Genomic DNA, 20,225 nt, shown 5'->3' on the forward strand with positions numbered 1-20,225 from the left:
GTTTCAGCGGCCCACCGCGACTCACGGGGAATACTTGATGAGGACGCGGCCGCCCCCGGCGATGCCCTTGACAGTGGAGGTGAGAGTGAGTCGTCTGACCACCTTTCTCATTGGGTTGAGTTTTCTGGTCGGCGTGACCGTCACCTACCCGGCGCAGGTGCGCACCTACGAGACGTTGACGCTGGACTTCCGGCTCAATCATGTGGCGGTGGTGGGGGATTCGTATACCACCGGCACCGATGAGGGCGGCCTGGGTTCGAGATCGTGGACGTCGCGCGCCTTCCAGGTGCTCGGTTCCCGGGGGTCACGGATCTCGAGCAGCGTGGCGGCCGAGGGCAGAGCCGGTTATGCCACACCCGGCGACCACGGCAGCATCTTCGAGGACCTGACCGCCAGGGCGGTGCAGCCCGATGACGCGCTGGTGGTGTTCTTCGGTTCCCGCAACGACCAGGGTGTCGATCCCGCGACCCTGACCGTAAAGACCAACGCCGCTTTGGATGTGGCGCGCCAACTCGCGCCGGCGGCGCGGTTGTTGGTGATCGGACCGCCGTGGCCGACCGCCGACGTGCCGCCGTCGATGTATCTGATTCGCGACGTCCTCGCCGGCGCTGCCGGGGCCGCGGGGGCGACGTTCATCGACCCGATCGCCGAACACTGGTTCGTCGGCCGCCCCGACCTGATCGGTGCCGACGGGGTGCATCCGAATGACGCGGGGCATCAATACATGGCGGACAAGATCGCGCCGCTCATTCGCACGCAGCTGTCGACCTGACTCAGGTGTGGCGGGCGGCTTTCCGGGCGTGCTGAACCCGTGATGACACAGCGAGTTTGGCGTGGACGTGTGGTCTCAGTCGTTGGCGTGCCGCTCGTAGTCCCAGCGCTCCAAACGATCTTGTACGTGCAGGAAGGCGATCCCGGCGAAGGGCGCGCCTAGTGCGATACAGACCAGCAACAGCGGAGACATAACCCTAAAACCTCCAAATACCCTTCACTGATCTGACGTTGGTCAGCCATGAGAAGTTCATTCGCCACTCACCCGTTCACCAGGGCGCGGTCCGCGAGCGCACCCATCAGCGGTGCGACCAACTGCGCGTATTCGGTTGTCACATGGTTGTCGTCGCGGAATACCAGGGTGTTGCCGACAATGACGGGGCAGCGGTCGGGGGTGCAGAACATGTCGGTCAGGTCGGCGTAGTGGCCGCCGCTGCGGGCCGTCACCGCCTGCTCGGCGGCGATGCCGTCGCCGTCCACCGCCGCGGGTTTGCCTGGCGTACAGGCGTTCACGTCATCGAGGTGGGCGGACAGGCACGCCGGCGCGGACGAATGCGGGTCGGGGGCGGGCCCCAGCACCAGAACCGTCGCGCCGGTGCCGCGCAACTGCGCCACGGTGCGTCCCAGGGTGTCGATCCACGCCGGGTCGTACGAGGTGAAGCCGAAGTCCCCGCCGTAGCGCCGGCTCATGTCCAGCACGATCAGGCGTGGGTGTTCGGCGTTCATCCGGGCCACGATCTGGGCGCGCCACTGTTCGCATTCGGTGTACTCGCGGCCCAGATACGGGCTGGTGATGTGCAGGTCCTGCAGCGGGCAGGTCACCTTGGCCAGCGTCTCGAGTCGCCAGTGCCGTTGCTCGGCGAGTTGCTCGAAGGCGGGGTTCCACATGGCGGCGTGCGAGTCGCCGATCAGGGCGACGGTGGTCGGCGAGGCGGTGTCGCCCGTCGCGCATTCGCTCTGTCCGACGTCGCGCCAGGAACGTACGCAGCCGTTGACGAAGACGGCGGCCTTGTCTGCGGGCGCCTTGGCCAGCGGCGGGTCCAGGTTCGACGGGACCGCGCGCAGGCCGACGGCGGCCGCGAGCGCCACGCGCGCCTGGTCGAACCCCTGTCGAACCGCCGCCTCCTGGGGACTGACGGCGGGGACGCCGGCCGGGGGCGTCGCGATGATGTTGGCGCGCGGGGCGGCGACGCCGTGGCCGACCGGGGCCGGGATCACGTTGAGCAGCAGCATGCACGCGCACGCGGCGGCGGCGCTGGCGCCGCCCGCCACGACCAGACTGACTTTCGCCGACCGGCGCAGTGCCGCGGCGAAACGGCCCGGGTTCTCCACCAGGTGCAGGGTGATCACGGCGAGCCCGGCGGATACGGCCGTGGCGCTCAGCCTGGCCGGCAGCCCCGCCGGCTCGCCGAGCAGCGCCGGCATCAGCAGCAGCACCGGCCAATGCCACAGGTACCAGGAGTAGGAGATCCGGCCGATGGCGCGCATCGCCGGGCGGCACAGCAGGCGACCTGGTCCGAGCCCGCCGGTGACGGCGCCGCCGCCGATGATCAGCGCGGTGCCCAGCACCGGCAGCAGCGCCTCGGTGCCGGGATACGGGGTGTGGGAGTTGAGCTGGGTGCAGGTCAGCAGGATCAAGGCGAGGCCGCCCCAGCCGGCGATCGACGCGGTCCGCAGCGACAGCCGGCGCCACTGCTGCAGCGACAGGGCCACCAGGCCACCGGCGGCCAATTCCCAGGCGCGGGTGGGCAGCGAGAAGAACGCCCACGACGGCGATGTGCGGGTCAACAGTGCGCCCGCCGTCAACGACGACGCGGCGACCAGCGCGAGGACCGCCGCATACGGGGCCGCGCGCGTCGCGGTCCGGCGAAGGAGCCCGATGCGCCCGACCGACCAGGCGACGGCGATGATCAGCACCGGCCACACCAGGTAGAACTGTTCCTCCACGCCGAGCGACCAGTAGTGCTGGAAGGGCGACGGGGCGTCGGACGTCAGGTAGTCGGTGCCCCGCTGCGCGAACCGGTAGTTCCCGACGTACAGGGCGCTGGCGATGCCGTCGAGAAACACGGTGCGCGCCTGCAGCGGGGGCAGCACCGCGGCCGCACCGATTGCCGTGATGGTGCCGACGATGGCCGCGGCCGGCAGCAGCCGGCGGGCGCGCGCACCGTAAAACCGGCCGAGCCGAACGGTATTCGTGGTGCTCGCCTCGCGAAAGAGCAGCCCGGTGATGAGGAACCCGGAGATCACGAAGAAGACGTCCACACCGATGTAGCCGCCGGTGATTCCCGGGATGCCCGCGTGGTAGAGCACGACGGCGATCACCGCGACGGCGCGCAGCCCCTCGATGTCGGGCCGGAATCCGCTTCGGGAAGTCCGCCGCGCAGGTGTGTGTGGGCTGCCGGCGACTGATTCCTCCCGAAGTGTCATCTGCGTGGCTAGGTCGCCATCCAGGCCAGTTCACCGGGCAGTTGGCTGCGCCAGTAGGCGACGTCGTGTCCGCCGAGGGAGAAGCTGCCGGCCGGTTGCGTCTTCAACTGGTAGACGAATTGCTTTGTGGCGAAATAGAAGCGGTCGAAGTTGCCGCAGTCCACGCGCAGCGGAATCGCATTCAGCGCCGGCAGGCCCAGCACGCTGTTCTGCACAAAGTCGTCGTTGCTGTCGAACGCCCCCGGCGCACTCAGCGGATACGAGGTGTACAGCGCCGGGCTGATCGCGCAGATGCCGGCGGTCCGTGCCGGCCCCAGCTTGGCGCCCAGGCGAAGCGCCCCGTATCCGCCCATCGACCACCCCATGAAACCGACCCGGGAGGTGTCGAAGCCCATGGTGGACAGCATCGGCAGCAGCTCGTCGAGCACCATGGCGCCGGAGTCCTCGCCGGAGGTCCTCTTGTGCCAGTACGTGTTGCCGCCGTCGACGCCGACCACCGCGAACGGCGGCTTGCCCTCCTTGGCCAGTTGGGCCAGCCCGTCCGGGACGCCCATGTCCAGCATCTGGTTGGCGTCGCCGTCCACGCCGTGCAGGGCGATCACCGGGCGCAGCGAACCGGTCTGGCCCGGGGGCATGGCGATCACGTAGTTGGTCTTGATCCCCCCACGGGCCGCCGACACGAACGACCCGGTGAGCCGGGTCGGCAGGGTCTTGCCCGCCGTCGGAGGCTCGAACGGCGCCGGCGCCTGCGGCAGCGTCGCGGCGCCCGAAGCGGCCCCAGCCAGCAGGGAGCTGAAGGTGAGCACGCCGGCGGCTCCGAGGCTGGCACCGGCGCCCATCCGGAGCACCGCTCGGCGTGTGAGGTCAGGCATGATCGCAATAATGCCGCGCTGAGCGGGGATTACCCGCCGAGCCACGCCGTATTGGAAGCATTGTGTGATCTGGCGTGATCTTCCGGTGCCGCAGCGGTGATCTTTCGGCCGCCCTCCGGCTCCGCCGATGCCGGCGCCGAGTTGCGGCATCGCACAAGATCGTGATCATCGTAGCGCCGAATCCGCCGGTTGCCGCCGCCCGAATTATTGCGATCGTATTGCCTTCTGGGACAGCGCGAGACGCGGTCATGCCGGCAACCCACCCGGCGCCTCGCTGTCGTCGTGCGACGCGCGCGCCGCCGGCTACCGCGGTGATGGCGGTGCGCGGACGGGGATGCAATCTCGCAGGTTTCAAACCTCCCTCGCCGGCGCCGACTTCAGCAGGATGGAGTCCCTGTGCACAGGGGCGACAGCGGAGCGAAAGAGGATTGTGAATTGAGTCTCGCGTTTCATTGGTTTCTGCCGACCTACGGCGATTCGCGGAATCTGGTCGCGGGCGGACACGGCACGGCGATGTCCGGCGACCGGCCGGCGACGCTGAAGTATCTGCACCAGATCTGCACGGCCGCCGAGGACAACGGTTTCGAAGCCGTCCTCACACCCACCGGATTGTGGTGTGAGGACGCATGGTTGACGACGGCGATGCTGGTCGAATCGACCGAGACCCTAAAGTTCTTGGTTGCGTTCCGTCCCGGGATGCTGAGTCCGACCCTGGCCGCGCAGATGGCCGGCACTTTCCAGCGGCACTCGGCGGGACGGCTACTCCTCAACGTCGTCACCGGCGGCGAACCGCACGAGCAACGCGCCTACGGAGATTTTCTGGACAAGGAGGCGCGGTACGCCCGCACCGCCGAGTTTCTGCACGTGGTGCGCCAGCTATGGACCTCCAGGGAGCCGGTTAGCTTTGCGGGAGAACACATTCAGGTCGAGGGTGCACAGCTGAACAACGCGCCCGACCCGATCCCTGCGGTGTTCTTCGGCGGGTCCTCGGCGGCGGCCGGACCGGTGGCGGCCAAGCACTCCGACGTGTATCTCACCTGGGGTGAACCACTGACCGCGGTCGCCAAGAAGCTCGACTGGATCCGCGGACTGGCCGTCGATGCCGGCCGGATCCTGCAGTACGGCTTGCGGATTCACGTGATCAGCCGCGACACGGCGGCCGAGGCGTGGGCCGAGGCCGACCGGTTGCTGGCCGCGATCGATCCGGCGGACGTCGAGCGGGTGCAGGCCAGCCTGGCGCGCAGCGAATCCGAAGGCCAGCGCCGCATGCTGGACCTGCACGGCGGCAGCAGCGGCAAGCTGCTGGTCGCTCCCAACCTGTGGGCCGGGGTGGGGCTGGTTCGCGGGGGAGCGGGTACCGCCCTGGTCGGGTCGCACGCCGAGGTCGCCGAGCGGCTGGCCGAATACGCCAAGCTGGGCATCAGTCACTTCATCTTGTCGGGTTATCCGCACCTGGAGGAGGCCTACTGGTTCGGTGAGGGCGTCCTGCCGCTGCTCGAGCGGATGGGCTTGTGGCGGCACCCCAACCGCCAGTCGCACCCGGCAGCGGCGACGCCGTTCGCGGTCGCCTCGGCGCACTGACGGCCATGGCAGCGACCTTGCCCGCGTCCGCGCCCGACGCCGGGATCGCCACCCCCGCGGCCGATGCGGCGCCACCTTTCAATGAATCCGCCGAGCAGCAGCGCCGACGGTTGCGCATCGTGGTCGCGGCGAGCCTGCTGGGCACCACGGTCGAGTGGTACGACTTCTTCCTGTACGCTACCGCGGCCGGCCTGGTCTTCAACAAGGTGTTCTTCCCCAACGAGAGTTCTTTGGTGGGAACACTATTGGCGTTCGCGACCTTCGCCGTCGGGTTCGTCATGCGGCCCATCGGGGGCCTGGTATTCGGCCACATCGGCGACCGGATCGGTCGCAAGCGCAGCCTGGCGTTGACCATGCTCATCATGGGCGGCGCGACGGCGCTGATCGGGGTGCTGCCGACGGCCGCGCAGATCGGCGCGTGGGCGCCGGTGCTGTTGCTGGTCCTGCGGGTGCTGCAGGGTTTCGCACTCGGCGGTGAATGGGGTGGGGCGGTACTGCTGGCCGTCGAACACAGTCCCGGCGACCGGCGGGGACGCTTCGGGGCGATCCCGCAAATCGGTTTGGCGCTGGGCCTGGCATTGGGCACCGGCATATTCGCCTTCCTGCAAGTCGTTTTGGGGCCGGCGCGGTTCCTGTCCTACGGCTGGCGCATCGGCTTCCTGCTGAGCCTGCTGCTGGTCGTGATCGGCATCGTGGTCCGGCTGCGGGTCGACGAGACACCGGCGTTCCGCGAATTGCAGGACCTGCAGGCCGCGTCCACCGTGCCGATCCGCGACATCGTCCGCGAGCCGCGGTCGCGGCGCAACACCGTGTTGGGCCTGCTGTCGAGGTGGGCGGAGGGCTCGGCGTTCAACACCTGGGGTGTTTTCGCCATCAGTTACGCCACCGGCGCCCTGGGCCTGAATCGGGTGTCGGTGCTGGTGGTGGTGACCATCGCCGCCCTGGTGATGGCGGTGCTGCTGCCGGTATCGGGTCGACTGACCGAGCGCTTCGGTGCGCGGCGGGTATATCTGGCCGGCATCGCCTGCTACGGCCTGGCGGCGTTTCCTGCGTTCGCCCTGTTCGGCACCAGAGACCTGGTGTGGTTCGGGCTGGCGATGATCGTCGTGTTCGGAGCGGTGCACGCGCTGTTCTACGGCGCACAGGGGACGTTGTACTCCGCGCTGTATCCGACGAACACGCGCTACACGGGATTGTCGTTCGTCTACCAGGTCTCGGGCGTCTACGCCTCCGGGGTCACCCCGATGATCCTGACGGCGTTGATCGCGGCACTCGGCGGCGCGCCCTGGCTGGCGTGCGGGTATCTGGTTGCGACAGCGGTCATTAGCGTGGTCGCCACGGCCCTGATCCGCGATCGAGACCTCTACCTGTAAGTCGTTGTTGCTGCAAGCCGTGAAGCCCGATAGCGTCCGGGCATGCGGCGCACGCAACGCCAGGTGAGTTCCGGTTCTGCGGGTGACGGTCCCTGCACGCCGGATGGCGGTGTTAATCCGCAACTGCGCCAAGGACTGTCACAGCGGCAGCTCAGCATGATCGCCCTCGGTGGCGTGATCGGTGCCGGCCTGTTCGTCGGGTCCGGCGTGGTGATCAAGGACACCGGCCCGGCCGCGTTTCTCACCTACGCCCTCTGTGGCCTGCTCATCGTCCTGGTGATGCGGATGCTGGGCGAGATGGCGGCCGCCAACCCGTCGACCGGATCGTTCGCCGACTATGCGGCCAAGGCGTTGGGCGGCTGGGCGGGATTCTCGGTCGCCTGGCTGTATTGGTACTTCTGGGTGATCGTGGTGGGCTTCGAGGCGGTCGCCGGCGCAAAGGTGCTCAACTACTGGTTCCATGCGCCGCTGTGGCTGCTGTCGCTGTGCCTGATGCTGTTGATGACCGCGACCAACCTGTTCTCGGTGTCGTCCTTCGGCGAATTCGAATTCTGGTTCGCCGGAATCAAAGTCGCGACGATCGTGATCTTTCTGGCCGTGGGGACGGTGTACGTCCTGGGCTTGGTGCCAGGCCATCACGGGGGTCTGGCCAATCTGGGATCACACGGTGGTTTCTTTCCCCACGGGGTTGGCGCGGTGTTCGCCGCCATCGTGGTGGTGATCTTCTCCATGGTGGGCGCCGAGATCGTCACCGTCGCCGCCGCCGAAAGCCGCGACCCCGAGCTCGCGGTGCAGAAGGCGACCCGGTCGGTCGTGGTCCGCATCGGGATCTTCTTCGTCGGTTCGGTCTTCCTGCTTGTGGTGCTGTTGCCCTGGGACTCCGTCGAACTCGGCACCTCGCCGTACGTGGCGGCGCTCAAACACATGGGGCTTTCCGGCGCGGATCAGGTGATGAACGCCGTCGTCCTGACCGCGGTGCTGTCCTGCCTGAACTCCGGTCTCTACACCGCGTCGCGCATGCTGTTCGTGCTCGCCGAGCGGGGTGAGGCGCCGAGCCGGTTGGTCAAGCTGAGCGGGCGCGGCGTTCCCCACTTCGCGATCTTGTGTTCGTCGGCGGTCGGGTTCGGATGCGTCGTCATGGCGCGGGTCGCGCCGAACACGGTGTTCCTCTTCTTGCTCAACTCGTCGGGCGCCATCATCCTGTTCGTCTATTGGTTGATCGCCCTGTCGCAGATCATCCTTCGCCGACGCACCCCCGCAGAAAAGCTGACGGTGAAGATGTGGTTCTACCCGGTGCTGTCCATTCTCACGCTGACCGGGATCACCGTCGTGCTGGTGCAGATGGCGTTCGACCACACCGCGCGCAGCCAGCTATGGCTGAGCCTGCTGTCCTGGGCGGTGGTGATCGGGCTGTACTTCCTCGCGCGATCGCGCGGCGGTGTCCGGGAATCAGGGCCCTCTCAGAAGCGTTAGCGCCGGCGCTAGCGAATTCCGAACTCACACAACGGCTGAAGTCTCGCTACCGATGCTTGCCGGTGCGCATCCCGGCCGCCGCCATCAGCTCCATCGCCTTTCGATCGACTTGATCAGCGCGGTCAGGGTCGCGTTCACCGGTGCCGCAACACCGACCCGGGCGCCCTGGCGCGGGACGGCGCCGTTGATGACGTCGATCTCGCTGACCCGGTGCGCCTCGTGGTCCAACAGCGCCGATGGTTTGGCGTCGGGCATCTGTGCGCCGAAGGCGCGAACGTGTGCGACGGCATCGGTGACGGCAACCGCGATGCCCGATGCCCGCGCGACCGTCCACGCCTCCGTTGCGGCCGCCTGGCTGACCGGCGCCATCTCCGGGTCGTCCATCACCTGGCCCACGGTCATGCCGGTCAGCGCGCACGGTGCGCTGTAGGCGGCGTTGCAGATCAGCTTCTCCCATTGCATGGCGGCGATGTCGGTGACCGCGGCCGCATCGAATCCGGCGTCGCTCCACGCCCGCGCGATCGATTCGACCGTCGCGAGCGGCAGCGACAAATAGGCCCCGAACCGCATCGCTTTCATCGCGTTGTGACGGACATGCCCGGGGGCCAGGGTCGCCGCGCCGAATCCGCTGGCGATTCCGACCGCGACCCGCTCCTCACCGACGATGCCCGCGACGGTTTCCGCCGATCCCAGGCCGTTCTGGATGGTCAGCACCGGGGTGGTTGCACCCAGCATCGGAATCGCCCGTTGCGCACCGGTTTTCACGTCGGCCGCCTTCACGGCGAGCACGATCAGATCCATCGCCTCGTCCGGCGCGGTGGTGCTCGCCCGCAGTGGCACCACCCGGTCGTAACCCGGGCCGGTGACCCGCAGCCCGTGTTGGGCGATCTGATCGACGCCGGGCTGGTAGCGGTCGATGGCCAGCACGTCGTTGCCCGCGGCGGCCAGCCTGGCGGCATAGATGGACCCCATTGCACCGCAACCGATTACCGCGATCTTCATCCCTGCGCTCTCCCGTCGGTCAGCTCGGCGATCAGTTCGGCCAGGCCGGCCTTCTGCTCGAGCCCGAAGCCCGCGGCGTCGGTCGGCGAGATTCGGGCCGCCGACAGCGCGCAGACATCTGGGTAGCCGCCGAACGGTGCGAACACGCCGGGGTATGCCTCGCAGCCACCCAGGCCCAGCCCGGCCGCGATGTGCAGGTTGATCAGATGACCGCCGTGCGGGAACGCGAAGCGCCGATCAAAGCCATGATCTTCCAGGACGTCCAGCATCCGGATGTACTCGGTCAGCCCGTAGCTCAGGCCCGGATCCATCTGGAAGACATCATGATTGGGCCGCATGCCGCCGTGGCGCACCAGATTCGTCGCATCCGGCACCGAGAAGAGGTTTTCCCCGGTGGCCACCGCACCGTCATAGCGCTCAGCTACCGCCCGGTTCAGCGCGTAATCCAGCGGGTCGCCCGGCTCTTCGTACCAGCGCAGGCCGTAGGGGGTCAGCGCGTCCGCCCAGCGGGTGGCCTCGGCCCGGTCGAACCGGCCGTTCGCGTCGACTGCGACCCGTTTCGCGTCGCCGACGACGTCGACGACCGCCTCGATCCGCGCGAGGTCCTCGCTAGCCGCGGCGCCGCCGATCTTCATCTTGACCGCGTCATAGCCAGCCTCGAGATACCCGCGCATTTCCGCGCGCAGCGAATCGACCCCGCCGCCGGCGTAGTAGTAGCCGCCGGCGGCGTACACCGGCACCGACGCCGCGGGGTCACGCCCGGCGTGGCGGGCGATGGTGACGTAGGCCGGTTCGTCGCGCAGTTTGGCGTTCAGGTCCCAGCAGGCCAGTTCGAGCGCGGCCGCGGCCGCCGCCCGGTCGCCATGGCCGCCGGGCTTTTCATCGACGAGTGCGCACGCCAACACCGCGGCGGGATCGACGCATCCGGACTCGTCCAGCAGCGCGGCGGGGGACGCGGCCAGCACGCGCGGGATCATCCGGTCGCGCAGGATCCCACTCTGGGCGAACCGCCCGATCGAATCGAAAGCCACGCCCACTACGGGCCGTCCGTGCCGGATCACGTCGGTGATCACCGCGACCAGAGAGACGGTGTGGCGGGAGAAGTCGACCACCGCATTGGCGGGCCCGCCGCGCCGACCGCCGTCTAGGCCGACCGATCGTTCGACGATCGACGTGATCCGCATCACCCGGTGGTCAGGAAGTCCGCGTGAGCAACAACGCCTGCTCGAACGGCAGCCTCGCGAAAACTGGTCGCACCCTGCGTGTTACGTGCGTCGCGGCCTCGTCCTTGGTGACCACGCGCGGATCGGCGATGCCGAATTCCTTGCCCTTGGTGCGCAGCCGCCCGCCGCCCGCGGCTTTGAGATTCTTCAGCCAATCCCGGTCCGGGCCATAGGTCAGCAAGATGGCCACCCCGGGTTTGCCCTCGACGGTGGTGTTGAACACGTTGACTGGTGTGCGGTACGGCTTGCCCGAGCGCCGCCCGACATGCTCGACGATCCCGAACGGCGGGAGCCAACCGGCCCACATCCGCTGAATCGGGTTCGTGACGTGACGGTTGAACCGGGCAAGTCCTTGTGGGAGTTGCATACCGCTATCCAACTCGCGGCGCCGGGCCAGGACAACCCCGCTTCGTCGCCGCCAGGAAGGCAGCCGGCAGGACGCCGATTAACCCGGGCACCGCGTGCGCGCCGCCTCCCATTAGCACGATCTGCTACACCCTGTAGTGGAAAGGTCCGCGCGGGCTGGGACACTAGTGGTCATGGGAAGCAGTGATCAGGCGACCGCGCACGCCACCGGGGCCCCCAGGGCCACGGCGGCCTCAGCCCGGTTGTTCGAGGATGCCTGCGCCGTCATTCCCGGTGGGGTGAACTCGCCCGTCCGCGCGTTCAGTGCGGTGGGCGGGACGCCGCCGTTCATCACCGAGGCGCGCGGGTGCCGGCTGACCGACGCCGACGGCAACCGTTACGTGGACCTGGTCTGCTCGTGGGGCCCGATGATCCTCGGTCATGCGCACCCCGCCGTCGTCGAGGCCGTCGCCAAGGCCGCCGCTTCGGGCCTGTCCTTCGGGGCGCCCACGCCGGCCGAGAGCGAGCTGGCCGCCGAGATGATCGGGCGGGTGGCACCGGTCGAGCGGATCCGGCTGGTCAACTCCGGCACCGAGGCCACCATGAGCGCGGTCCGGCTGGCCCGCGGCTTCACCGGCCGCGCGAAGGTGATCAAGTTCTCCGGCTGCTACCACGGCCATGTCGACGCGTTGCTCGCCGACGCCGGCTCCGGGGTGGCGACGCTGGGCCTGCCGTCCTCGCCCGGCGTCACCGGCGCCACCGCGGCCGACACGATTGTGTTGCCGTACAACGACGTCGACGCCGTGCGACAGAGCTTCGCCCGGTTCGGCGACCAGATCGCGGCGGTGATCACCGAGGCCAGCCCCGGCAACATGGGCGTGGTGCCGCCCGCGGCCGGCTACAACGCGGCGCTGCGTGCGATCACCGCCGAGCACGGCGCGCTGCTGATCATCGACGAGGTGATGACCGGCTTCCGGGTCAGCCGAAGTGGTTGGTACGGAATCGATCCCGTCGACGCCGACCTGTTCACCTTCGGCAAGGTGATGAGCGGCGGCCTACCCGCCGCCGCGTTCGGCGGCCGAGCCGACGTGATGGAGCGGCTGGCCCCGCTGGGCCCGGTGTATCAGGCCGGCACGCTGTCGGGGAACCCGGTGGCGATGGCGGCCGGGCTGGCCACGCTGCGCAACGCCGACGCCGCCGCCTATGCCGCGTTGGACGCCAACGCCGATCGCCTGGCCGGGCTGTTCTCCGATGCGCTCACGAATGCCGGTGTGGCGCACCAGATTCCGCGAGCAGGCAACATGCTGAGCGTGTTCTTCTCCGAAACCCCGGTGACGGACTTCGCGTCCGCACGGGCCACCCAGACCTGGCGGTATCCCCCGTTCTTCCATGCGCTGCTGGACGCGGGCGTCTACCCGCCGTGCAGCGCCTTCGAGGCGTGGTTCGTCTCAACCGCGCTCGACGACAGCGCGTTCGACCGGATCGCCGACGCCCTGCCCGCCGCGGCCAGCGCCGCCGCGCAGGCCGAGGAGGGGAAATCCTGATGGCCGAGCACACCCGGGTGCACGTCGTGCGGCACGGCGAGGTCTACAACCCGAGCGGCATCCTCTACGGGCGGCTGCCCGGCTTTCACCTGTCCGAGAACGGCCGCGCGCAGGCGGCCGCGGTGGCCGACGCGCTGGCCGACCGCGACATCGTCGCGGTGATCGCCTCGCCGCTGCAGCGGGCGCAGGAGACCGCCGCACCCATCGCCGCCAAGCACGGCCTCGCCGTGGACACCGACCCGGACCTGATCGAATCGGCCAACTTCTTCCAGGGCAGACGGGTCAGCCCGGGCGACGGCGCCTGGCGCGACCCGCGGGTGTGGTGGCAGCTGCGCAACCCCTTCCGGCCGTCCTGGGGCGAGCCGTACGCCGAGATCGCGGCCCGGATGCAGACGGCCGTGGACAAGGCCCGCGCCCGTGGCGCCGGCCACGAGGTGGTGTGCGTCAGCCACCAACTCCCGGTGTGGACGCTGCGGCTGCACGTGACCGGCCGGCGGCTGTGGCACGACCCGCGGCGGCGGGAGTGCGGGCTGGCCTCGGTGACCACCCTGGTCTACGACGGCGACCGGCTGGCCGACGTCGAGTACTGCGAACCGGCGGCGCGTTGATCGGCTGGGGACGACGGGCGCTGGTCGGGGCCGTGCTGGCGGGGCTGCTGCCCGGCCTGGTTGGCTGCTCCTCCGGGCACGACGCCGTCGCCCAGGGCGGCACCTTCGAATTCGTCTCACCCGGCGGCAAGACCGACATCTATTACGACCCGCCGTCCAGCCGAGGCCGCCCCGGCCCGCTGGCCGGGCCCGACCTGGCCGACCCCGCGCACACGCTGTCGCTGGACGACCCGATCTTCGCCGGCCGGGTCGTGGTCATCAATATCTGGGGCCAGTGGTGCGGGCCGTGCCGCGCCGAGGTCACCCAGCTGCAGCAGGTGTATGACGCCACCCGCGGTGCCGGGGTGTCCTTCCTGGGCATCGACGTCCGGGACAACAACCGGCAGGCCGCGCTGGACTTCGTCAACGACCGCCAGGTGACGTTCCCGTCCATCTACGACCCGGCGATGCGCACGCTGATCGCGTTCGGCGGCAGATACCCCACCACCGTGATCCCGTCCACGCTGGTCCTGGACCGCCAGCACCGGGTCGCCGCGGTCTTCCTGCGCGAATTGCTGGCGACCGACCTGAAGCCGGTGGTGCAGAAGGTGGCCCAGCAGTGACGGGCTTCACCCAGATCGCCGCCGCCGGACCGCTTCTGGTGGCGCTCGGCGTGTGCCTGCTGGCGGGACTGGTGTCGTTCGCTTCGCCGTGCGTGGTGCCGCTGGTGCCCGGCTACCTGTCGTACCTGGCCGCCGTGGTCGGCGTGGACGAACAGCCGCCGGAGGGCGCAATCAAGGCCCCACCGGGCGCCCGCTGGCGGGTCGCGGGATCCGCGGCGTTGTTCGTCGCCGGGTTCACCACCGTGTTCGTGCTCGGCACCGTCGCCGTCCTCGGCATGACGACCACGCTGATCACCAACCAACTGCTGCTGCAACGGGCCGGAGGAGTGCTGACCATCGTGATGGGGCTGGTGTTCGTCGGCCTCATCCCGGCCCTGCAGCGGCAGGCCCGGTTCAGTCCGCGCCAGCTGACCACGGTCGCCGGGGCGCCGCTGCTTGGCGCGGTGTTCGCGCTGGGCTGGACGCCGTGCCTGGGGCCGACGCTGGCCGGCGTGATCACCGTCGCCTCGGCCACCGACGGCGCCAGCGTGGCGCGCGGAATCGTGCTGGTGATCGCCTACTGCCTGGGTCTGGGCATCCCGTTCGTGCTGCTGGCGTTTGGCTCGGCGGGCGCGGTAGGGGGCCTGGGCTGGCTGCGCCGGCACACCCGGGCCATCCAGGTCTTCGGCGGCGTGCTGCTGATCGGGGTCGGCGCGCTGCTGGTCACCGGGGTGTGGAACGACTTCGTCTCCTGGCTGCGCGACGCGTTCGTGTCCGACGTGAGGTTGCCGATTTGAGGCACTTATTCGCCTGGAGCCGCAACACCTGGCGCGCGCTGACCTCGATGGGCACCGCGCTGGTGCTGTTGTTCCTGCTGGCGCTGGGCGCGATACCGGGGGCGCTGCTGCCGCAGCGCAACCTCAACGCCGGCAAGGTCGACGACTACCTGAAGGCCCACCGGGTGATCGGGCCGTGGCTGGATCGGTTGCAGGCCTTCAACGTGTTCTCCAGCTTCTGGTTCACCGCCATCTACGTGCTGTTGTTCGTGTCTCTGGTCGGCTGCCTCACCCCACGGATGATCGAGCACGTCCGCAGCCTGCGGTCCACCCCGGTAGCCGCCCCGCGCAACCTGGCCCGGCTGCCCAAGTACGCCAGCCGTCGGGTCCAGGCCGGACCCGACGAGCTGAACGCCCTGGCCAACACGCTGGCCGAACGGCTGCGCGGCTGGCGCACCGCCATCCGGCACCAGGACGGCGCCGAGCCGGCCGATGCCGAAGTCGCCGAGGTGTCCGCCGAGAAGGGCTACCTGCGTGAGTTCGGCAACATCGTCTTCCACTTCTCACTGCTTGGCCTGCTGGTCGCGGTGGCCGCCGGCAAGCTGTTCGGCTACGAGGGCAACGTCATCGTCATCGCCGACGGCGGACCCGGCTTCTGCTCGGCCTCGCCGGCCGCGTTCGACTCGTTCCGGGCCGGCAACACCGTCGACGGCACCTCGCTGCACCCGCTGTGCATCCGGGTCGACGACTTCGCGGCGCACTACCTGCCGTCGGGACAGGCCACCTCGTTCGCCGCGAACATCGACTACCAGTCCGGCGAGGATCTGACCGCGAACACCTGGCGGCACTACCGGCTGGAGGTCAACCACCCGCTGCGGCTCGGCGGCGACCGCGTGTACCTGCAGGGGCACGGCTACGCGCCCACCTTCAGCGTCACCTACCCGGACGGGCAGATCCGCACCGCGACCGTGCAGTGGCGACCCGACAACCCGCAAACCCTGCTCTCGTCGGGCGTGGTGCGCATCGACCCGCCCGCCGGCAGCTATCCCAACGCCGCGGAGCGCCGCAACCACGAGATCGCCATCCAGGGCCTGCTGGCCCCGACCGAGCAGCTGGAGGGCACGCTGTTGTCCTCGCGCTTCCCGGCGCTGGACGCCCCGGCGGTGGCCGTCGACGTCTACCGCGGCGATACCGGGCTGGACACCGGGCGGCCTCAGTCGCTGTTCACCCTGGACCCCCGGCTGATCGAGCAGCACCGGTTGACCAAGGAGAAGCGGGTCAACCTGCGTGCGGGCCAATCGGTCCGGATCGACCAGGGTCCCGCGGCCGGCACCATGATCCGTTTCGACGGCGCCGTCCCGTTCGTCAACCTGCAGGTCTCGCACGACCCGGGCCAAACCTGGGTGCTGGTCTTCGCGATCACGATGATGGGCGGTCTGGTGGTGTCGCTGCTGGTGCGCCGCCGCCGGGTGTGGATCCGTCTGACGCCGGACACCGGAGGGTCGCCCGGTACGGTGAACGTCGAACTGGGCGGCTTGGCGCGCACCGACAACTCCGGTTGGGGCGACGAGTTCGAGCGACTGTCCGAGCGGCTACTGACCGGGCTTGGCGACCCGGCGGCCGTGAAGAGGAGTTCTGAGGTGGACGTCAAATGAACACGGTGCACGTCAACATCGAGCTGGCACGCTACTCCGACTGGGCGTTCACGTCGGCGGTGGTAGCCCTGGTCATCGCGCTGCTGTTGCTGGCCTTCGAGCTGGCCTACGCCGGCGGGCGCCGCGCGGATCAGCGCGCCCGGGTGCTGGCCGGTGCCGTCAGCGCCGACTCCGTCACCCCCGGGGTCGTGGAAGAGGCCACCCAGCGCCCGGTCGACGAGCGCGTCGGCAGGGCCGGGCTGTGCGTGGTGTACCTGGGCATCGGGCTGTTGCTGGCCTGCCTGGTGCTGCGCGGCCTGGCCACCCTGCGGGTGCCCTGGGGCAACATGTACGAATTCATCAACCTGACCTGCCTGTGTGGGTTGGTCGCCGGGGCGGTGGTGCTGCGCCGCCCGCAATTCCGCCCCTTGTGGGTGTTCCTGCTGCTGCCGGTGCTGATCCTGCTCACGGTGTCCGGGCGCTGGCTCTACACCAACGCGGCGCCGGTGATGCCCGCGCTGCAGTCCTACTGGCTGCCCATCCACGTGTCGGTGGTCAGCCTGGGATCGGGCGTCTTCCTGGTCGCCGGCATCGCCAGCATCCTTTTTCTGCTGCGGACGTCGCCGCTGGGCGATCCGGACCGCACCGAGCACAGCGCGCTGAGCCGGCTGGTGCAGCGGTTCCCGGACGCGCAGACCCTGGACCGCATCGCATATCGAACGACGATTTTCGCCTTTCCGGTGTTCGGTTTCGGTGTCATTTTCGGGGCCATCTGGGCCGAAGAAGCCTGGGGCCGATATTGGGGCTGGGATCCCAAGGAGACCGTGTCATTTGTCGCCTGGGTGATTTACGCCGCGTATCTGCACGCCAGGTCTACGGCGGGATGGCGGGACAGGAAAGCCGCCTGGATCAATGTCGCAGGGTTTGTGGCCATGGTCTTCAATTTGTTCTTCGTTAACCTGGTCACTGTGGGCCTGCATTCTTATGCGGGCGTCGGGTGACCGTGCACAACCGGCCCGAATAACGCACAACACCGGAAAAACGCACGACAAGGGGGAGTGCAGTGACCGAGCATCCGACGACGGGCGCGGGGGCGCCCGAACAACCGACCACGCAGATACCCCCACAGACAACATCGCCGGCGGGCCACCAGCACGAGGCAGCGGAGCCGCAGGCCCAATCGGGCGGCGACGACGCCCCCACCCGCGCCTTCGCCGGATTCCGCACCGAACGCCGCGTCCCCGCGCCGGAGCGCCAGCAGGCCGCACCGCCCGTGGCGTCGCGGCCCGGGGGGATGCCGCCGTGGGACCCCACGCCGATGACCGGCATCCCACGTGTCGACCCGACCGCGTACGGCGCCTACTACGACGGTCAGGAGGCACCCCCCACCCAGATGCAGGGGCCCCCGCAGCATCGTCCGGAGCACCTGCCGCACACGCCGTACCCGGAGCTGTCCACCGGCATGCTGCTGCGGCCGGTCGCCCCGCCGCCATCGGACGGCTGGCGGCTGCTGCTGTTCAAGTTGTCCGGCGGCCTGATCAACCTGGGCGAGAGCCCGCGGGCCACCCGGTACAACAATCTGGTCGCCCAGGTGAACCGGCCCCTGCGGGGTTCCTACCGGGTGGCGTTTCTGTCGCTCAAGGGCGGCGTCGGCAAGACCACGATCGCCGCGACGCTGGGCGCCACCTTCGCCTCCATCCGCGGTGACCGCGTGGTGGCCGTGGACGCCAACCCCGACCGCGGCACGCTGAGCCAGAAGATCCCGCTGGAGACGGCGGCCACGGTGCGCCAGCTGCTGCACGACGCCGGCACCATCGAGCGCTACAGCGACGTCCGCCGCTACACCTCCAAGGGCCCGAGCGGTCTGGAGGTGCTGGCGTCCGAAACGGATCCCGGCATCTCGGACGCGTTCGGCGCCGAGGACTACGCGCGAATCCTGGACATCCTGGAACGGTTCTACGGCCTGGTGCTCACCGACTGCGGGCCCGGCCTGCTGCACTCGGTGATGAGCTCGGTGCTGGACAAGGCCGACGCCCTCGTCGTGGTCAGCTCGGCGTCCATCGACGGCGCGCGCAGCGCCTCGGCGACCCTGGACTGGCTGGACGCGCACGGCCACGAGGACCTGGTCCGCAATTCCATCGCGGTGATCAACGGGGTGAAGCCCCGCCCGGGCAAGGTCGACATGAACAAGGTGATCGACCACTTCTCCCGGCGCTGCCGCGCGGTTCAGCTGGTGCCGTTCGACCCGCACCTGGAAGAGGGCGCCGAGATCGAGCTGGACCGGCTACGCCGCGGGACCCGCGAAGCGCTCACCGAGCTGGCCGCCATCGTCGCCGACGGGTTCCCCGGCGACCAGCACAACCCGGGAGTGCTCGGCTAGCCAGCCATCGAGCTAGCGCGGGTTGTTGTCGCCATGACCCAACCGCCGCAAGAAGTCTGGGTCGTCGTCGGGTCCGATGACGCGCGTCTTCGGCCGGTGGGCCTGCGACCGCGCCGCACGCCAGCCGACGTAGATCAGCGTCCCCAAAATCACGACGAGCAGCAGGTAGAGCACCAAACACCTCCTTGGGGCGAATATACCCGCGCCGTAGGCTCAGGCTGTGTCACAAGAAGCTAGCGACGACAGCACCGGAGACCGCGCCGCGGATGAGGGCACGGCGCAACGGACCGGAAACCACGTCGCCGTCCACGTCGCGGCGTACATGGCGGCGCGGGTGCTGCTGGCGGTGGCGCTGACCGGCGTGATCTACGGTGTCGCGCGCCTGGCGGGAATCGCGCAGTTCCCGATCGTGGTGGCCGTGCTGTTCGCCCTGATCATCGCGATGCCGCTGGGCATCTGGGTGTTCGCCCCGTTGCGCCGCCGGGCCACCGCCGCGCTCGCGATCGCCGGGGAGCGGCGGCGCAGGGAGCGCGAACTGCTCCAGGCCCGACTGCACGGGGACGCCGCCCCCGACGAGGGGGGCGAGCAAGAATCAGGGCGCGGTTAGCCGTTCGGCAGCCGCACGACCTGAGCGGCGTAGCTCAGGCCCGCGCCGTAGCCGAGCAGCAGGGCCAGGTCGCCGGCCTTGGCCGCGCCGGTCGCCAGCACTTCGGCCATCGCCAGCGGGATGGACGCCGCCGAGGTGTTTCCGGTGTGCTCGATGTCGTTGGCGACGACCGCATCCGGGCGCAGCTCGAGGCTCTTGGCCAGCACCTCGTTGATCCGGCTGTTGGCCTGGTGCGGCAGGAACACGTCGATCTCGTCGGGCCGGATGCCCGCCGCGTCCATCGCCTGCCGGCCGACCTTGCCCATCTCGAATGCCGCCCACCGGAACACCGCGCTGCCTTCGAGCCTCAGGTACGGGCGCTCGCCCGTCGGGTTCTCGGTGTAGTCGATCCACTCGATGTCCTGGCGGATGGCGGTGGCCTGCGCGCCGTCGCTGCCCCAGACGGTGGGGCCGATGCCCTGGTCGGGCGTCTCGCCCACCACCACCCCGGCGGCGCCGTCGGCGAAGATGAAGCAGTTGCTGCGGTCCTGCATGTCCACGGTGGGGGACAGCTTCTCCGAGCCGAGCACCAGCACCTTGGCGGCGGTGCCGCCGCGGACCATGTCGGCCGCCACGCCCAGCGCGTAGCCGAAGCCGGCGCACCCGGCCGACACGTCGAACGCGGGCACGCCGGTGGCGCCCACGGCCGTCGCGACCGCCGGCGCGCACGCGGGGGTCTGCAGGAAATGCGTGCTGGTGGCGACGATGACACAGTCGATGTCGGATCCCTCGAGGGAGGCCTTGGCGATCGCCTCCTGCCCGGCCGCGATCGCCATCGAACCGGCGGATTCGTCGCGCCTGGCGAATCGGCGGGTTTTGATGCCGGTTCGCGAGTAGATCCACTCGTCGGACGAGTCGATGTTCTCGCAGAGCTCGTCGTTGGTGACCACCCGCTCGGGCCGGTACGACCCGACGCTGAGCAAGCCGATGTTCTTGGGCCCGCTGGTCGCGGCAATCTGCTTCATTGCGGTCCTTCGCTATCGCCCGAG

General features: G+C 69.4%; 19 protein-coding genes. 12 read left to right on the top strand and 7 right to left on the bottom strand.

All coding sequences use genetic code 11. The features are described 5' to 3' along the window. Positions 1 to 85 precede the first annotated feature (85 nt). Positions 86 to 772, top strand: coding sequence for an Rv0518 family GDSL lipase (locus ACZYVJ_RS18125; protein WP_463832287.1), 687 nt, complete (start codon positions 86 to 88; stop codon positions 770 to 772). 260 nt (positions 773 to 1,032) lie between these two features. On the opposite strand, the gene ACZYVJ_RS18130 is transcribed toward ACZYVJ_RS18125, so the two are convergent. Continuing rightward, a complete protein-coding gene (locus ACZYVJ_RS18130) occupies positions 1,033 to 3,198 on the bottom strand; it encodes an acyltransferase family protein (protein ID WP_463832288.1) in 2,166 nt (721 codons plus the stop codon). Between the two features lie 8 nt (positions 3,199 to 3,206). Further along, a complete protein-coding gene (locus ACZYVJ_RS18135) occupies positions 3,207 to 4,070 on the bottom strand; it encodes an alpha/beta hydrolase (RefSeq protein ID WP_463832289.1) in 864 nt (287 codons plus the stop codon). Between the two features lie 435 nt (positions 4,071 to 4,505). Between ACZYVJ_RS18135 and ACZYVJ_RS18140 the strand changes: the two genes are divergently transcribed. The 3 genes from ACZYVJ_RS18140 to ACZYVJ_RS18150 are packed head-to-tail and all read left to right on the top strand — an operon-like array spanning position 4,506 to position 8,497. Beyond that, positions 4,506 to 5,651 carry an LLM class flavin-dependent oxidoreductase gene (locus ACZYVJ_RS18140; RefSeq protein ID WP_463832290.1) on the top strand — a complete coding sequence of 382 codons (1,146 nt, stop codon included), beginning with the start codon at positions 4,506 to 4,508 and terminating at the stop codon, positions 5,649 to 5,651. A 5-nt stretch (positions 5,652 to 5,656) separates the two neighbouring features. Then, positions 5,657 to 7,024 carry an MFS transporter gene (locus tag ACZYVJ_RS18145; protein WP_463832291.1) on the top strand — a complete coding sequence of 456 codons (1,368 nt, stop codon included), beginning with the start codon at positions 5,657 to 5,659 and terminating at the stop codon, positions 7,022 to 7,024. 42 nt (positions 7,025 to 7,066) lie between these two features. After that, the gene (locus tag ACZYVJ_RS18150) at positions 7,067 to 8,497 is read left to right on the top strand and encodes an amino acid permease (protein ID WP_463832292.1); all 1,431 of its coding nucleotides are present in this window, start codon (positions 7,067 to 7,069) and stop codon (positions 8,495 to 8,497) included. A gap of 84 nt (positions 8,498 to 8,581) precedes the next feature. On the opposite strand, the gene ACZYVJ_RS18155 is transcribed toward ACZYVJ_RS18150, so the two are convergent. The 3 genes from ACZYVJ_RS18155 to ACZYVJ_RS18165 are packed head-to-tail and all read right to left on the bottom strand — an operon-like array spanning position 8,582 to position 11,089. Beyond that, the gene (locus ACZYVJ_RS18155; RefSeq protein WP_463833048.1) at positions 8,582 to 9,613 is read right to left on the bottom strand and encodes a ketopantoate reductase family protein; all 1,032 of its coding nucleotides are present in this window, start codon (positions 9,611 to 9,613) and stop codon (positions 8,582 to 8,584) included. Beyond that, entirely contained in the window at positions 9,496 to 10,683 is a 1,188-nt protein-coding gene (locus ACZYVJ_RS18160; RefSeq protein ID WP_463832293.1) for an enolase C-terminal domain-like protein, read from the bottom strand. Before ACZYVJ_RS18160 ends, ACZYVJ_RS18155 begins: the two co-directional genes overlap by 118 nt. Positions 10,684 to 10,693: 10 nt before the next feature. After that, positions 10,694 to 11,089, bottom strand: coding sequence for a nitroreductase family deazaflavin-dependent oxidoreductase (locus tag ACZYVJ_RS18165; RefSeq protein WP_463832294.1), 396 nt, complete (start codon positions 11,087 to 11,089; stop codon positions 10,694 to 10,696). A gap of 172 nt (positions 11,090 to 11,261) precedes the next feature. On the opposite strand from ACZYVJ_RS18165, the gene hemL reads away from it, so the two are divergent. From hemL to ACZYVJ_RS18200, 7 genes are all read left to right on the top strand, one after another. Beyond that, positions 11,262 to 12,611, top strand: a complete 1,350-nt coding sequence (gene hemL / locus ACZYVJ_RS18170; protein ID WP_463832295.1) for a glutamate-1-semialdehyde 2,1-aminomutase — start codon at positions 11,262 to 11,264, stop codon at positions 12,609 to 12,611. Then, complete coding sequence (locus ACZYVJ_RS18175; protein WP_463832296.1) at positions 12,611 to 13,219, top strand: histidine phosphatase family protein; 609 nt, start codon at positions 12,611 to 12,613, stop codon at positions 13,217 to 13,219. Before hemL ends, ACZYVJ_RS18175 begins: the two co-directional genes overlap by 1 nt. A gap of 20 nt (positions 13,220 to 13,239) precedes the next feature. After that, on the top strand, positions 13,240 to 13,821 hold the full coding sequence (locus tag ACZYVJ_RS18180) for a TlpA disulfide reductase family protein (protein WP_463833049.1): 582 nt from the start codon (positions 13,240 to 13,242) through the stop codon (positions 13,819 to 13,821). Then, positions 13,818 to 14,597: a cytochrome c biogenesis CcdA family protein gene (locus tag ACZYVJ_RS18185; protein ID WP_463832297.1), complete on the top strand. Its 780-nt coding sequence runs from the start codon at positions 13,818 to 13,820 to the stop codon at positions 14,595 to 14,597. Before ACZYVJ_RS18180 ends, ACZYVJ_RS18185 begins: the two co-directional genes overlap by 4 nt. Positions 14,598 to 14,644: 47 nt before the next feature. Beyond that, positions 14,645 to 16,231 carry a cytochrome c biogenesis protein ResB gene (locus tag ACZYVJ_RS18190; RefSeq protein ID WP_463833050.1) on the top strand — a complete coding sequence of 529 codons (1,587 nt, stop codon included), beginning with the start codon at positions 14,645 to 14,647 and terminating at the stop codon, positions 16,229 to 16,231. Further along, positions 16,228 to 17,211, top strand: coding sequence for a c-type cytochrome biogenesis protein CcsB (gene ccsB, locus ACZYVJ_RS18195; protein WP_463832298.1), 984 nt, complete (start codon positions 16,228 to 16,230; stop codon positions 17,209 to 17,211). Before ACZYVJ_RS18190 ends, ccsB begins: the two co-directional genes overlap by 4 nt. Before the next feature lie 62 nt (positions 17,212 to 17,273). Further along, positions 17,274 to 18,590, top strand: coding sequence for a MinD/ParA family ATP-binding protein (locus tag ACZYVJ_RS18200; RefSeq protein WP_463832299.1), 1,317 nt, complete (start codon positions 17,274 to 17,276; stop codon positions 18,588 to 18,590). Between the two features lie 12 nt (positions 18,591 to 18,602). Here the strand turns inward: ACZYVJ_RS18200 and ACZYVJ_RS18205 are convergent, their stop codons facing one another. Beyond that, positions 18,603 to 18,764 carry a hypothetical protein gene (locus tag ACZYVJ_RS18205; RefSeq protein ID WP_085977768.1) on the bottom strand — a complete coding sequence of 54 codons (162 nt, stop codon included), beginning with the start codon at positions 18,762 to 18,764 and terminating at the stop codon, positions 18,603 to 18,605. A gap of 46 nt (positions 18,765 to 18,810) precedes the next feature. On the opposite strand from ACZYVJ_RS18205, the gene ACZYVJ_RS18210 reads away from it, so the two are divergent. Next, complete coding sequence (locus ACZYVJ_RS18210) at positions 18,811 to 19,197, top strand: DUF4229 domain-containing protein (RefSeq protein ID WP_463832300.1); 387 nt, start codon at positions 18,811 to 18,813, stop codon at positions 19,195 to 19,197. Here ACZYVJ_RS18210 and ACZYVJ_RS18215 read toward each other — a convergent pair. Next, positions 19,194 to 20,201 carry a beta-ketoacyl-ACP synthase III gene (locus tag ACZYVJ_RS18215; protein ID WP_463832301.1) on the bottom strand — a complete coding sequence of 336 codons (1,008 nt, stop codon included), beginning with the start codon at positions 20,199 to 20,201 and terminating at the stop codon, positions 19,194 to 19,196. The genes ACZYVJ_RS18210 and ACZYVJ_RS18215 overlap by 4 nt on opposite strands. Positions 20,202 to 20,225: the final 24 nt, after the last annotated feature.

Source organism: Mycobacterium sp. IDUB_3 (assembly GCF_055419585.1).